The organism is Salipiger pentaromativorans (genome assembly GCF_024721115.1).
In the GTDB taxonomy this organism is placed as follows: Bacteria; Pseudomonadota; Alphaproteobacteria; order Rhodobacterales; family Rhodobacteraceae; genus Salipiger; species Salipiger pentaromativorans.
Genome location: NZ_JAMDHK010000002.1, coordinates 195,734 through 208,934, shown reverse-complemented (window position 1 = coordinate 208,934; position 13,201 = coordinate 195,734). Strand labels below are relative to the sequence as shown.

The 13,201-nt window shown below is 67.3% G+C and carries 12 protein-coding genes and 1 tRNA gene; 4 read left to right on the top strand and 9 right to left on the bottom strand.

Going from position 1 to position 13,201, the window contains the following annotated elements:
• Positions 1-183 precede the first annotated feature (183 nt).
• Both M4578_RS04135 and M4578_RS04130 read right to left on the bottom strand, forming a co-directional pair.
• On the bottom strand, positions 184-1,107 hold the full coding sequence (locus M4578_RS04135) for an agmatine deiminase family protein (protein WP_258092180.1): 924 nt from the start codon (positions 1,105-1,107) through the stop codon (positions 184-186).
• Between the two features lie 12 nt (positions 1,108-1,119).
• Entirely contained in the window at positions 1,120-1,389 is a 270-nt protein-coding gene (locus M4578_RS04130; RefSeq protein WP_258092179.1) for a hypothetical protein, read from the bottom strand.
• Positions 1,390-1,513: 124 nt separating this feature from the next.
• Between M4578_RS04130 and M4578_RS04125 the strand changes: the two genes are divergently transcribed.
• Positions 1,514-3,121: a peptide chain release factor 3 gene (locus M4578_RS04125; RefSeq protein WP_258092178.1), complete on the top strand. Its 1,608-nt coding sequence runs from the start codon at positions 1,514-1,516 to the stop codon at positions 3,119-3,121.
• Between the two features lie 292 nt (positions 3,122-3,413).
• Here M4578_RS04125 and M4578_RS04120 read toward each other — a convergent pair whose 3' ends face one another.
• The 5 genes from M4578_RS04120 to glnE form a co-directional block, all read right to left on the bottom strand.
• Positions 3,414-4,001 carry a YeeE/YedE family protein gene (locus M4578_RS04120; protein ID WP_258092177.1) on the bottom strand — a complete coding sequence of 196 codons (588 nt, stop codon included), beginning with the start codon at positions 3,999-4,001 and terminating at the stop codon, positions 3,414-3,416.
• A gap of 3 nt (positions 4,002-4,004) precedes the next feature.
• Complete coding sequence (locus tag M4578_RS04115; RefSeq protein WP_258092176.1) at positions 4,005-4,553, bottom strand: YeeE/YedE family protein; 549 nt, start codon at positions 4,551-4,553, stop codon at positions 4,005-4,007.
• Positions 4,554-4,914: 361 nt separating this feature from the next.
• Positions 4,915-6,171 carry a vWA domain-containing protein gene (locus M4578_RS04110; RefSeq protein WP_258092175.1) on the bottom strand — a complete coding sequence of 419 codons (1,257 nt, stop codon included), beginning with the start codon at positions 6,169-6,171 and terminating at the stop codon, positions 4,915-4,917.
• Positions 6,172-6,286: 115 nt separating this feature from the next.
• Positions 6,287-6,550: a hypothetical protein gene (locus M4578_RS04105; protein ID WP_258092174.1), complete on the bottom strand. Its 264-nt coding sequence runs from the start codon at positions 6,548-6,550 to the stop codon at positions 6,287-6,289.
• Positions 6,547-9,333 carry a bifunctional [glutamate--ammonia ligase]-adenylyl-L-tyrosine phosphorylase/[glutamate--ammonia-ligase] adenylyltransferase gene (gene glnE / locus M4578_RS04100; RefSeq protein WP_258092173.1) on the bottom strand — a complete coding sequence of 929 codons (2,787 nt, stop codon included), beginning with the start codon at positions 9,331-9,333 and terminating at the stop codon, positions 6,547-6,549. The genes M4578_RS04105 and glnE overlap by 4 nt, the downstream gene beginning before the upstream one ends.
• A 102-nt stretch (positions 9,334-9,435) precedes the next feature.
• Here glnE and M4578_RS04095 point away from each other — a divergent pair, with 102 nt between their 5' ends.
• The 3 genes from M4578_RS04095 (at position 9,436) to M4578_RS04085 (ending at position 11,388) form a co-directional block, all read left to right on the top strand.
• Positions 9,436-9,903, top strand: a complete 468-nt coding sequence (locus M4578_RS04095; protein WP_258092172.1) for a YbaK/EbsC family protein — start codon at positions 9,436-9,438, stop codon at positions 9,901-9,903.
• Between the two features lie 65 nt (positions 9,904-9,968).
• Complete coding sequence (locus M4578_RS04090) at positions 9,969-11,033, top strand: site-2 protease family protein (protein ID WP_258092171.1); 1,065 nt, start codon at positions 9,969-9,971, stop codon at positions 11,031-11,033.
• Between the two features lie 278 nt (positions 11,034-11,311).
• Positions 11,312-11,388, top strand: a tRNA-Ile gene (locus M4578_RS04085).
• A 30-nt stretch (positions 11,389-11,418) separates the two neighbouring features.
• Here M4578_RS04085 and M4578_RS04080 read toward each other — a convergent pair.
• Both M4578_RS04080 and M4578_RS04075 read right to left on the bottom strand, forming a co-directional pair.
• The gene (locus tag M4578_RS04080; protein ID WP_258092170.1) at positions 11,419-11,685 is read right to left on the bottom strand and encodes a hypothetical protein; all 267 of its coding nucleotides are present in this window, start codon (positions 11,683-11,685) and stop codon (positions 11,419-11,421) included.
• Between the two features lie 118 nt (positions 11,686-11,803).
• The gene (locus M4578_RS04075; protein WP_258092169.1) at positions 11,804-13,183 is read right to left on the bottom strand and encodes a methyl-accepting chemotaxis protein; all 1,380 of its coding nucleotides are present in this window, start codon (positions 13,181-13,183) and stop codon (positions 11,804-11,806) included.
• Positions 13,184-13,201: the final 18 nt, after the last annotated feature.

Sequence of the window (13,201 nt, the reverse complement as noted above, 5' to 3'; positions counted from 1 at the left end):
GTGCGCCGCGTCTGCGGCGCCGTGGTTGGGGGCGCTGCCCCCTCGCGCGCCGGGGCGCGCTTCCCCCCGGGATATTTGCAGCCAATGGAAACAGCGGGAGGGCGCGTGTGGCCCTGTTGCGATGCGGCCCGGTGAGCGGCTCTGCTTGTTGCGCCGCAGGATCATCATGCCTGCGCTGTGCCGTCAGGATGCAAAGACGGATGCCGTCAGGCAATGCAGCGCGCCGCCCAGCCCGGATGTTGCGCAGGGAATCGAGAGGCCGTCGAAGCCGGCCGCGCGCAGCCGGGCGGTTCGCGTTCTCGCCAGCGGATCCTCGACGCCGAAATCCGGCAGCAGCAGGGTCTGGCCGAGCTGTATCCAGTTGAGCGGGCTGTTGAACCCGCCCGGTCCCGCTGCCGCCGGCAGGTCCAGCAGGCGTATCTCCGGCCGCAGCTTTCGCAAGCCGTCCCGGCAGGCATCCGAGGCGCGGCGCGCCTCCGGGTCGTCGTCACGCAGGCAGATCGCCGCGAGATCGGGGCCGAGAAAGCGCAGCATGCAATCGGAATGGCGGCTGAGATCGTCCGGAAACCCCGGCACGATCAGCCAGTCGTGTATCCCCAGCATCCGGGCCATGGGCAGCAGCGGCCCGGGATCCTCGAGACCGTTCTCTTCCAGAATGCCGTCGGTCGACACCGCCAGTCCGCCGGACCCTGTCACCAGATTTCCCGCCGCCAGATTGAGCGGCGTGATCCGCTCGGCGGCGGGAAAGACCGTTTCGAACAGGCGGCCATCGTTTTCGCGCGGCGTGCCGTGACGCAAAGGGCGCACATATCGCAACCGGCCTTCGGCCCTCAGCGCCACCGGTGCGTGGTCGCGCAGCCAGGGGCTGTCGAAGCCGCCGGTGACAATGCCGAAATGCTCGGGACGGGCCTGACCCGCGACAAAGCGCCGGGCGGCGTCGGGGTCGCGGCAGATCAGGACAACGCCCGCCTGCCGCGAAATCTCGCCCGCAAGCGCCTCGAGTGTGGCCCTGATAGTGAAATCAGACCAGGGCACGCAGATCGCGTCCGGAAACGCATAGTCCGGCAGGATGACCCCGTCGGGCCGCGGCCGGACCGCCAGGTGCACCCCGGCAAGCCCTTATTTGCCCTCGAACTCCGGCAGGTTCTTTCCGACACTCCCGGGCACCCGGATGCCGGGATAGCGGATACCGGGCTTGCGGATGCCCGGGACGCGCAAACCGGTCGATCCCTTGATCGCGCGCACGCCGACGGCGCGGCCCTTGCTCAGCCCGACCGTGCGGTCCGGGGTCTTGTCCTGTGCCAATGCCGGCAGAGCCGACAGGGGAACGGAGACGAAGAGGCCGAGGGCCTTGCTGAGACGGGATTTGAGGGGGGTGTTGCCAGACATGAATGTTCTCCTGTTGAAATAATGCAGATCAAAAACGCCCGGTCAGTCTAGCACGACCCCGGCAGTTCTCCAAATGCGCGGTCGCGCATTGCGGGGCGCATCGGCTGGCGATATAGGCTCGCTCATGCTGGACACGCCTCAAAACCGCCCCGACCTGCCGCCGGAAATCGCCCGGCGCCGCACCTTTGCGATCATCTCGCACCCGGATGCGGGCAAGACGACGCTGACCGAGAAATTCCTTCTCTATGGCGGTGCCATCCAGATGGCCGGTCAGGTGCGCGCCAAGGGCGAGGCGCGGCGCACGCGCTCGGACTTCATGAAGATGGAGCAGGAGCGCGGGATCTCGGTCTCGGCCTCGGCGATGAGCTTCGACTACGGCCAGTATCGCTACAATCTCGTGGACACGCCCGGTCACTCGGATTTCTCCGAAGACACCTATCGCACGCTGACGGCGGTGGATGCGGCGATCATGGTGATCGACGGCGCGAAGGGTGTGGAAAGCCAGACGCAGAAGCTCTTCGAGGTCTGCCGCCTGCGCGACCTGCCGATCCTGACCTTCTGCAACAAGATGGACCGCGAGGCGCGCGACACGTTCGAGATCATCGACGAGATCCAGGAAAACCTGGCGATCGACGTGACCCCGGCGAGCTGGCCCATCGGGATGGGGCGCGATTTCATCGGCTGCTACGACATGCTGCGCAACCGGCTGGAGCTGATGGACCGCGCCGACCGCAACAAGGTGGCGGAATCGATCAAGATCGAAGGGCTGGACGATCCGGCTCTGGAACAGCACGTCCCCACCGACTTGCTGGAGCAGCTCAAGGAAGAGATCGAGATGGCGCGCGAGCTGCTGCCCGCGCTCGACCCGCAATCGGTGCTCGAAGGCCATATGACGCCGATCTGGTTCGGCTCGGCGATCAACTCCTTCGGGGTGAAGGAGCTGATGGACGGCATCGGATCGCTGGCGCCGGAGCCGCAGCCGACACGCGCCGAACCGCGCGAGATCGCGCCGGAGGAAAAGAAGGTCGCGGGCTTCGTCTTCAAGGTGCAGGCCAATATGGACCCCAAGCACCGCGACCGGGTGGCCTTTGTGCGCCTCGCCTCGGGGCATTTCGAGCGCGGCATGAAGCTCACCCATGTGCGGACGAAAAAGCCCATGGCCATCGCCAACCCGGTGCTGTTTCTCGCCGCCGACCGCGAGCTGGCGGAAGAGGCCTGGGCGGGCGACATCATCGGCATCCCGAACCACGGGCAGCTGCGCATCGGCGACACGCTGACCGAGGGCGAGGCGCTGAAGGTCACCGGCATCCCCTCCTTTGCGCCAGAGCTGTTGCAGAATGTGCGCGCGGGCGATCCGATGAAGGCCAAGCATCTGGAAAAGGCGCTGTTTCAATTCGCCGAGGAAGGTGCCGCCAAGGTCTTCAAGCCGAATATCGGCTCGGGCTTTATCGTGGGCGTCGTGGGCGCGCTGCAGTTCGAGGTTCTGGGCGCGCGGATCGAGCAGGAATACGGGCTGCCGGTGCGCTTCGAGCCGTCGCAGTTCACCTCGGCCCGCTGGGTCTCGGGCGACAAGGCAGCGGTGGAGAAATTCGTCAATGCCAACAAGCAGCACATCGCCCATGACAACGATGGCGACGTGGTCTATCTGACGCGGCTGCAATGGGACATCGACCGGGTGGTGCGGGATTACCCCGACATCACGCTGAGCGCGACGAAAGAGATGATGGTGTGATCTCCGGTCCGGGCCTTGCCCGGCAAAGGCTCCAGAGGAGTGTTTGAGGAGATCAGGAGCGGCGCCCTCTTTCTGGCGGCATTCGGCTTTCGGAAGACAGGCCACGCCCTCTTCTGAAACCCAGCAATCGCGCCCGCCTCGGGCCGGCCTCCGGCGGGAGTATTGTCCGGAAAGATGAAAGGGATGCGCCTGCCCTTTCATCTTTCTGGCAAATACTCAAAATCCGGCGTTTTCAACCGCAACGGCCCCGGAGGTCCTCTCCGGAGCCGCCAGATGTTTTAAGACCGGCGCCTTACTCCGCAGGCACTTCCTGCACGCGACCGCCCGAGATGTTCTCGGGCAGCACGAAGGCCACCAGCACAAAGACCAGCCCCAGCGCGATGCCCAGCATATCGCCGGAGACCGCGAAGAGACCGTCGAATTTCGATCCCGGCACCGTGCCTAGCGTCACCTTGCCGCCCGCGATATCGTCGAGCAGGCCGGAGGATTTCCAGGCCGGATAGGTCGCCATATAGGCGGCAGCGCCCAGCAGCCCGCCCGCGATGTAGAAAAGCGCATCCTTGCGCCCCGTCCCCAGCGCGCAGACGCCGGTGCCGGGGCAGTAGCCCGAGGCTGCCCAGCCCGCGCCGAGCAGCAGCCCGCCGATGAACACACCCGCATAGGCGGCCTTCACGTCCATATGCATCACATCCACGAGGCCCAGCATCTGCCCGCCGAACATCAGGATCGAGCCGGTGCCGATGGCCAGCAGGATGGTCTTCATCAGGTGCAGCCGTCGCAACGTCAGCATGCCGCCGATCACATTGGGGTTGGTGGCGCCGACACGGTCGAGCACAAAGCCGAAACCGGCGCCGATGAGAATGGCAAGAGCGATCTGCATGGGTCAGCCCTCCTTATACATGAGCATGGCGGTGGGCACGGCGGTCAGGAAAGCCCCGGCGGCGAAGATATAGCCCGAAAGGGAGGTCTGCATCATGCCCGACATCATGTGCCCCGAGGTGCAGCCGCCCGCGAGGCGCGCGCCGTAAAGCACCACGAAGCCGCCGACAAAGGCCACAGCGTAGCGTTTCCACGGCGTGTCGCCGTAATTCGCCCGCCAGATCGCCGGAGCGCTGCGCTCTTCCTTCGATATGCCGCCGCGCAGGACGGTCGACAGAAACGCGCCGCCGACCATCGCCAACACGAAGATGAAGCTGTAATTCAGCGGGTTGGCGGCGTTCTTGGCGTATTTGCCACCGGATTTCGCCATATAAGCGTTGGTCGAGGTATAGCCCTCGTCACTCTGCGTGATGAAGTCGGTGGCGACGCTATCCGCGATGATCCCGTCCAGGATCACGAATTGCGTGCTCACCCCGATGGGCTTCACCAGCAGGACGGCGGCGAAGAACACCGCGCCCAGCAGCAAACCGCCCAGTTTCCAGTTCAAAGTCATGAATGACCCTCCCGATCCAGAGATATTCTGGAAACCGAATATCAAACACATTCCATATACCGCATGATTTGGATCAAATGGCGCTAACATCGGAGAGGATGGCGGTTCAAAGACCTGTCTGCCCCGTCAAGGCAGCACCCTGGTTCGGAAAAGCTCGCCGAGCGCAAAGAAAGCTGCGCCGTCGCCGGACCGCGGCTTGGCGATCTGACAGATGGTTCCCCCGACTTTATCCCTGCCAAATCCGAAAGACCTCGGCACTTTGCGCTGGCGTCACCAAATCGCCGGCCCAGGGGGGCGGTCCGGCGATGGCGCGGCGGCGTCGCCATGGTCCGCGCCGGAGACAGCTCAAACGGTGACGCCGCTACCCCGCCATCATCCGCATCAGCCGCTCCTTCTCGCCCGCATCGTCCGGGCGCGAGATCGCCTGCGCGAGATCCTCCAGCGACGCAATCGAATGCCCGGCGCGGAAGCTGTCCACATGCGGCAGCATCGCCCGGATGCCCGAGGCCTTGGGCGCGAACCCGTCCCAGCGCAGCAGCGGGTTTAGCCAGATCAAGCGGCGCGCCGAGAGATGCAGCCGCTCCATCTCTTTCTCCAGCGCCGCCGCGTCGTCGCGGTCGAGCCCGTCGGTGATCAGCAGCACCACCGCGCCATGCCCCATGACCCGGCGCGACCAGTCGCGATTGAAGGCGTGCAGGCATTCGCCGATGCGCGTGCCGCCCTCCCAGTCCTGCGCCTCGGCGCCCGCCGCCTTCAGCGCCGCGTCCACGTCGCGGGTCGCCAGATGGCGGGTGATATTGGTGAGCCGCGTGCCGAAGGTGAAAGCATGGACCCTGGCCCAGCCGGCGCCCTTCTCGTTCGCCACCGCATGCAGGAAATGCAGCACCATGCGGGAATATTGCGACATCGAGCCGGAGATGTCGCAAAGCACCACCAGATTAGGCCAGCGCGGGCGCGGCTTCAGATGCGCGAGCGACCGCATCTCGCCGCCCTGCCGCATCGAGGCGCGCAGAGTGCGGCGCCAGTCGATCCGCCGCCCGTCCACCGCCGCCATGCCCCGGCGCGAGGGGATCGGCTTCACCGGCAGCTTCAGCTTTGCCAGCATGCGCTTGGCCTGCGCGATCTCCTCGGTCGACATCTGCTCGAAATCCAGCGTCTTGAGCTTTTCCTCCGTCGAGATGGTGAAGGAGCTGTCGACCTCGATCTTGGTCGCCTCCTCCTCACCCTCGGGCTGGGGCAGTTCGGGCAACTGGTCGCCCAGCAGCGCCTGCGCCGCGCGTTTCTCGGCGCTTTGGGCGAGCTTTTCCTCCTGCACGCCACGCACGGCGGGCAGCATCATCGACATCATATGTTCGAGATAGCGCGGGTCGCGCCAGTAAAGCCGGAAGATCTGGGCAAAGACCACGCGATGCTCGGGGCGGTTCACGAAACAGGCGTGCAGCGTCCAGTAGAAATCCATCCGGTCGGTAAACCCCGCCGCCGCCACCGCGCGGATCGCGTCGATCACCCGGCCCGGCCCCACCGGCAGCCCGGCGCGGCGCAGCGCGCGGGCGAAATGGATGATGTTCTGCGCAAGCCTCGGATGCTCGGGGATCGCGATGGGAACGTATTCGGGCATAAATCTCGGCCAAGGGCGGGCCGGGCCGGCGGGCGGCCCGGTGTGAACGGTCCCGACAGCCAAACGCATGCAGCGGCGTGGAGCAAGTGCTTCCTTCGTCGCGGGCCCGGTGCCCTCAGTTGCGGCGGCCCGAGGCGCCGCCCCGGCGGCGCGGCGCCCCGGCGCGGGTCAGCCCCTCGCGCAGCACCTCCGTCATCGGATGGCCCTCTTCCCCGTGGCGCGCCAGCAGCGCCTCGATATGGCTGCGCGGCTCGGCCCCCACGGGCAGCGACAGCGCCCAGTCGAGAAAGATCGACCGGCATTCCGCCGCGCCGATGCCCTCGATGCGATAGGCCTCGGTGATCAGCCCCTTGGGGTCGTCCTTGTGCCCCTTGCTCATGTCTCCGCCTCCCTGGGCAATGCCGCGTCGATGATCCCGGCGGCGCGGCGGGTCATGTCGTCGAGCTTTTCCTGCATCTCCGCCGCCGCCTGCGTGCCGGTCAGCCGGGTGAGGAAGGCGCAGCCCCCCGCGCCCAGCTCTTCCGGGTCGAGCGCGCCCTCGGTGATCAGCCGCGCGCCGATCTGAAGGCTCCAGCACAGCCGGTAGGTGGCGGCAAGGTGATCGGCCTCCGCCTTCTCCAGCCAGCCGTCGCGCGCCGCCGCCGCGAGCCCGCGCGCGGTGCGCCGGGGCGCCCGGCCCGACAGCAGCGCCCCGGCCTGCGCCAGAAGCTCGATGTCCTGCATCCGCCCGCGCCCCAGCTTGGGATCCCACGGGTCGCCCTGCCCCTTGGCGGCGGCGATGCGCGCGCGCATCTCGGCCAGCTCGCCCAGCACCTTGGCGCGCGGCGGCGGTGCCGCGAGGATCCCGGCCCGCAGCGCCTCGACCTCTTCGGCCAGCTCCACCGGCCCGGCCACCACTCGCGCGCGGGTCAGCGCCAGATGCTCCCAGACCCAGGCCTGTTTGCGCTGGTATTCGGTGAAAGAGGCGAGCGAGGTCGCCACCGGCCCCTGATTGCCCGAGGGGCGCAGCCGCATATCGACCTCGTAGAGCTTGCCCTCGGCCATGGGCGCGGTCATCGCGGTGATCAGCGCCTGGGTCAGCCGGGCGTAATATTGCCGCGACTGCAAGGGGCGGCGGCCCTCCGAAGCCTCGACCCCCGCCGGATCGTAGATCACGATCAGGTCGAGATCGGACAGCGCGTGCAGCCGCCGCGCCCCGAGCGAGCCCATGCCCACCACCACCGCGCCGCGCCCCGGCGCGGGGCCGTGCTTGCGGGCGAATTCCTCCTGCACCACCGGCAGCACCGCCGCCAGCGCCGCCTCGGCCAGATCCGCATAGCACTGCCCGGCCTCCTCGGGCTCGCTGAGGCCGCGCAGCAGATGTACCCCCGCGCGGAAATGCCATTCCTTGGCCCAGCGGCGCGCCATATCGAGACGGCGTTCGTAATCACCCTCGCGCGCAAGAATCTCGCCCAGCTCGGCCGTGAGCGCCGCCGCCCCCGGCCAGGGGCTGAAGAAATCGCCGCCGATCACCGCGTCGAAGACGCTGGAATGGCGCGACAGGTGCCGCGCCAGATCGGGCGAGGTCGAGACGATGTCGACCAGCAGGTCGATGAGCTGCGGATTGGCATCGAAGAGCGAAAAGAGCTGCACGCCGGCGGGCAGTCCGGCGAGGAACCCGTCGAAGGCCGCCAGCGCCTCCTGCGGTTTCGCGGCGCGGGCCAGACGGCTCAGGATCTCGGGCCGCAAACGACTGAAGATCTCCATCGCCCGCCCGGAGCGCAGCGCCGGATAGCTTGTCCAGCGCGCCAGAAGTTCGCTTCGCTCCAGCTCGTCGGGCACCTCGCATTTGCGCCCGTCGCGCGCATCGGGCGCAAAGAACCCCTCGGTCAGCTCGTGCACCTCTTCGAGCCGGGCCTTGAGATCGTGTTCCAGCTCGGCCCGGTCGCGCCCCATCAGCGCCGCCAGCCGGTCGAAGCCGTCGCCCGAGCCCGGCAGCAGATGGGTCTGCGCATCGTTGACCATCTGTACCCGGTGCTCCACCTCGCGATGCGCGCGGTAATGATCCGTAAGCCGCTCGGTCACATCGAAGGGCACCCAGCCCTTTTCCGACAGCACCCGCAGCCCGTCGACCGTGCCGCGCACCCGCAGATCCGGGTCGCGCCCGCCGGCGATGATCTGCCGCGTCTGGGTGAAGAACTCGATCTCGCGAATGCCGCCCCGGCCCAGCTTCATGTCGTGGCCCGGCAGGGTGATCGGCCCGTGGCCCTTCTTATCGCGGTAGCGCAGGCGCATGTCATGCGCGTCCTGAATGGCGGCGAAATCCAGATGCCGCCGCCAGACGAAGGGGCGCAGCGTGTCGAGAAAGCGCTCGCCCGCTGCGATGTCGCCCGCGCAGGGCCGCGCCTTGATATAGGCGGCGCGCTCCCACGCCCGGCCCAGGCTTTCGTAATAACGCTCGGCGGCCTCCATGGCGATGCAGACCGGGGTCACCGCCGGATCGGGGCGCAGCCGCAAGTCGGTGCGGAAGACATAGCCCTCGCCGGTCAGATCGCTGAGCGTCGCCGACATCTTGCGCGTGGCCCGCACGAAGGCGCTGCGCGCCTCGTGAAAATCGTCGCGCTCGAAGCGATCCTGATCGAAAAGGCAGATAAGGTCGATATCCGAGCTGTAATTCAGCTCGAAGGCCCCCATCTTGCCCATCGCCAGCACCACCATGCCACCTGCAATGGCAATGTCCTCCTCGGTGGCGCCGGGCAGCTTGCCGCGCCGGATCTCGCGCGCGATCGCCGCCTCCAGCGCCAGCCGCGCCGCCAGATCGGCAAATTGCGTGAGCGCGCCCGTGACCTCCGCCAGCGGCCAGACGCCCGCCAGATCGGCCAGCCCGGTCAGCAGCGCCACCCGGCGCTTGCCCTGCCGCAGCGCATTGTCCAGCTTGTCCGCCGGCGTGTCTTCCAGCGCATCGAAGAGCGCGGGCAGCGCGACCTCTGGATCGGCCAGCGCACCCTCGAGCCAGGCCGATTCCTTGCCGATCAACCCCTTGAGATAAGGGCTCGACCCGCCCGCGCCCGCGAGCAGCGTGGCGACATCGCCCGAGGCCCAGGGCGCGGCGGCGCGGGCCTCCTCTCCCAGTTCGGGTTCATAGGGGCGCGGCAGGCGGGTGATGCGGGATGCAAAGCTCATGGCGCCTGTATGGCGGAGCCGAGCGGGTCTGCGCAATGCCAAGCTCTTGCACCCGCGCCGCCATCGGGGTCTAACCCCTGCAAGAAACGACAGGAGACCGCCATGAGCAAGAGCCTCAAACGGGTGCGCGCCGCACTGGAAGCCGCCGGGATGGAGCCGGACATTCGCGAGGTGGGCCAGGCCCGCACCGCGCAGGAGGCCGCCGACAGCGTCGGCTGCGAGATCGACCAGATCGCCAAGTCGATCATCTTCCGCGCCGAAGAGAGCGGCGAGGCGGTGCTGTTCCTGACCGCGGGCGGCAACAAGGTCTGCGCCGAGAAGGCCTCGGCGCTGGCGGGCGAGCCGCTGGGCAAGGCCGATGCCGACCTGATCCGCTCGCAGACCGGCTTTGCCATCGGCGGCGTGGCGCCGGTGGGGCATCTCAGCCCGATCCGTGCCTGGATCGACCCGCGCCTGCTGGAGTTCCCCACGATCTGGGCCGCCGCCGGCACCCCGCGCCATGTCTTCGCGCTGGATGCGCATCTGCTGCCCGGCCTCACCGGCGCCGTGCCTGCCGCCTTCACCGAATAGCCCCCCTTGCCCCCCGCACGCGGGGGGCGCATCCTGACCCCACCGTCATCGCAGGAGCCCATCGCATGAGCTGGTCATTCTCCATCGGACGCCTTTTCGGCTCGGAACTGCGCGTCCATGCGACGTTTTTCCTGCTGCTCGCCTGGGTCGCGGCGGCGGCCTGGCCGCAGGGCGGCGCCATGGCAGCGCTGCAAAACGTGGGCTTCGTCCTGGCGCTTTTCGCCTGCGTGGTGGCGCATGAATTCGGCCACGCGCTGACTGCGCGGCGCTATGGCATCAAGACCCCCGACATTACGCTGCTGCCGATCGGCGGCATGGCGCGGCTGGAGCGGATGCCCGAAAAACCCGCGCAGGAGATCATCGTGGCGCTTGCCGGGCCTGCGGTGAATATCGTGATCTGGGCGGTGTTGATGGCGCTTGGCGCCAGCACCGATATCGAGGAGCTGGCCAATCTCGGCGGCTCGCCCGGCGCCTTTCTGGGCCAGCTCGCGGCGGTGAACCTGTTCCTCGCGCTCTTCAACCTGCTGCCCGCCTTTCCGATGGATGGCGGGCGGGTGCTGCGAGCCTTTCTCGCCACGCGGATGGACCGCGTGCATGCCACGCGGGCGGCGGCCACCGCCGGTCAGATCATGGCGTTTCTCTTTGCGTTCTGGGGTCTTGCCTCGGGAAACTTCATGCTGCTGCTGATCGCGCTCTTCGTCTATTTCGCCGGTCAGGCGGAAAGCCAGGACGTAACCTCGCGCGCGGTGGCAAACGATCTTCAGGCGCGCGACGCGATGATCACCGCCTTCGAAAGCCTGCGCCCCGAAGATCCGCTGCATGTTGCGGGCCAGACCCTGATCCGCACCACCCAGCACGAATTTCCGGTCCTCGGCCCCGACGGGCGGCTCGCCGGGTTCCTCACCCGTACCGCGCTCTTCCGCGCCATCGCCGAGGGGCAAAACACCCTGCCCGTGGGGGATTTCATGGAAGACGTCCCGCAGCTCACGCTCGGCAGCCCGCTGGGCGAGGTTCTGGACGCGCTCTCCGAGGCCGCCGCCGTGGCCGTGACCGACCCCGGCGGCCATGTGCTGGGCTATATCACCCGTGAGAATGTCGGCGAGCTGATGGTGCTGCGCAGCCCACGTTGAAGGGAGGCCCCCACGCAGCGGCGACCTTCGAGCGGTGCCCCATGGGCGTGGGCCTTTCGGGCGGGGTGGGCAAATTGCCCACCCTACAGCGCGCCGTGCGAGAACCGCCGCCACAGTCCCAAGGCCCGCGTGGCGCGGACGCCGTCTGAACACCCCGCGTGTGACCTACCGCAGCGCTCCGGAAGCTGGCGGCGTGGCAGCCGGACGGCCCGGCGCGCCGGGGCCGCGTGCGAAAACCTTGACCCTGCCCGCGCGAATGCTACTCAGGCAGACACGGTGGGCCTGTAGCTCAATTGGTTAGAGCAGGGCGCTCATAACGCCTTGGTTGGGGGTTCAAGTCCCTCCGGGCCTACCAGATCGCCAGCGGCAGCGACCGCCTAGACGGTCACAAGACCGGTTTCGCCTTCTTATACTTCGCTTCCAGCACAACAAAGTTCTTGTTGCCGCCGGGGCCCTCTTCCACCAGCACCCAGTCGCCGCCCGGCTTTTTGGCCTTGACCGTGCAGCCAGCGGTCCGGCACTTGATCTTGAGCCGTGTCCCGTCCGAATATTTCCAGGAGGCATCGCCGGCAAGCGCCACGCCTCCCGATAGAATGAGCGCCACAGCCAGCCCGGCAACCGCTTTGGAAAAACGCATCGTCTCCTCCGTCAAAATGTTTACCTGAAAAGTCCCGAAACGAATCCTAGCACAGATTCGAAACCAGACCGAGCCCTTCGAGCCCGCCCCGCCCTTCTTATGAAAACAGAAACCCCTCGCCGGTTTGCGCCCCTCAGGCGACCGAAGCCTCCTCGGCCCAACCGGTTTGACCGCCTCCAGAGGGCATGACGGCAAGCGCAGCCCCGCCGTCGCCGGAGACCTGGAACACCCGCACCCCTTCCGAAAGCGTCCGGCTGTCGCGCGCCAGGCTGCGCGTCGCCTCGGTGGTCTCGTTGACCATGGCGGCGTTCTGTTGCGTCACCAGATCGAGCTGCGAAATCGCCGTGTTGATCTCGCCCAGCGTCATGGTCTGTTCGCTCAGCCCGTGCGCCACCTCGCGGATGCGGTCGGAAATCCGTTCCACCCCCTGAAAGATGTTGATCAGCTCGCTGCTGGCCTTGCCGACCAGATCCACGCCGGCCTTCACATGGCCGCCGCTCTCGCCGATCAGCGCCTTGATCTCCTGCGCCGATTCCGCCGAGCGCTGCGCCAGCGACCGCACCTCGGAGGCGACCACCGCAAAGCCGCGTCCGGCCTCCCCCGCGCGCGCCGCCTCGACCCCCGCGTTCAGCGCCAGAAGGTTGGTCTGGAAGGCGATGTCGTCGATCACCGAGATGATCTGCGAAATCGATTCCGACGAGGTCTCGATCCGCTGCATCGCCGCGGTCACATCCTCGACCACCTGGCTGCTGCCCTCGGCGGCGAGCTTGGTGTCCTCCGCCTCGCGGCCCACTTCCGAGGCGTATTCCGCCGCCGATTTCGCATTGGTGTTCAGCTCTTCCACCGCCGCCGCCGTCTGTTCCAGCGTGGCCGCCTGAGTCTCGGTGCGGCGCGACAGCTCGTCGGAATTGCCGCCGATGCGCTCGGCGATCTCATCGATCGTGCTCGACACCGACTGCACTTGCGTGATCAGCGTGGCAAAGGTTTCCACCGCGACGTTATAGGCCTCGCCCAGCTCCGACAGCCGCTCCTCGGGCCGCAGCGTCACGCGGAAGGAGAGATCGCCCCGGCTCAGCGCCGCCAGCCCCCGCGCGATGTCCTTGATCGCCTCGCGCTGGCCGGTGATCTCGGTGGCGATCTTGGTGACCCGCACCACATTGCCCGCCTCGTCGAAGACCGGCGCATAGGTGGCGCTGATCCAGATCACCTCGTCGCTCTTGGTGATGCGGGGAAACTCGTCGGAAAAGAACTTGCCGGCGCGCAGATCCTCCCAGAACTGCGCATAGGCCGGCGTCTGCCGGTATTTCCGCTGCACGAAGATGCTGTGATGCTTTCCCACCACCTCCTCCTCGGTGTAGCCGAGCGCGCGGAGGAAGTTTTCATTGGCGCGCAGAATCGTCCCGTCCGGCGCAAAATGGATCACCGCCTGCGTGCGCTCGACGATCTGCAAGATCGCCTCATCCCCCGAAATCTCTTGTGCCGGCTGCTTTTTCGGTCGGCTCCAAAGCCCCATCTGCAATCCCTCCAGTGA

Excerpts from the sequence above, each read along its gene's own strand:
- M4578_RS04130 (WP_258092179.1), bottom strand. The coding sequence starts at position 1,389 with ATGTCTGGCAACACCCCCCTCAAATCCCGTCTCAGCAAGGCCCTCGGC.
- M4578_RS04125 (WP_258092178.1), top strand. The coding sequence starts at position 1,514 with ATGCTGGACACGCCTCAAAACCGCCCCGACCTGCCGCCGGAAATCGCC.
- M4578_RS04120 (WP_258092177.1), bottom strand. The coding sequence starts at position 4,001 with ATGCAGATCGCTCTTGCCATTCTCATCGGCGCCGGTTTCGGCTTTGTG.
- M4578_RS04115 (WP_258092176.1), bottom strand. The coding sequence starts at position 4,553 with ATGACTTTGAACTGGAAACTGGGCGGTTTGCTGCTGGGCGCGGTGTTC.
- M4578_RS04110 (WP_258092175.1), bottom strand. The coding sequence starts at position 6,171 with ATGCCCGAATACGTTCCCATCGCGATCCCCGAGCATCCGAGGCTTGCG.
- M4578_RS04105 (WP_258092174.1), bottom strand. The coding sequence starts at position 6,550 with ATGAGCAAGGGGCACAAGGACGACCCCAAGGGGCTGATCACCGAGGCC.
- glnE (WP_258092173.1), bottom strand. The coding sequence starts at position 9,333 with ATGAGCTTTGCATCCCGCATCACCCGCCTGCCGCGCCCCTATGAACCC.
- M4578_RS04095 (WP_258092172.1), top strand. The coding sequence starts at position 9,436 with ATGAGCAAGAGCCTCAAACGGGTGCGCGCCGCACTGGAAGCCGCCGGG.
- M4578_RS04090 (WP_258092171.1), top strand. The coding sequence starts at position 9,969 with ATGAGCTGGTCATTCTCCATCGGACGCCTTTTCGGCTCGGAACTGCGC.
- M4578_RS04075 (WP_258092169.1), bottom strand. The coding sequence starts at position 13,183 with ATGGGGCTTTGGAGCCGACCGAAAAAGCAGCCGGCACAAGAGATTTCG.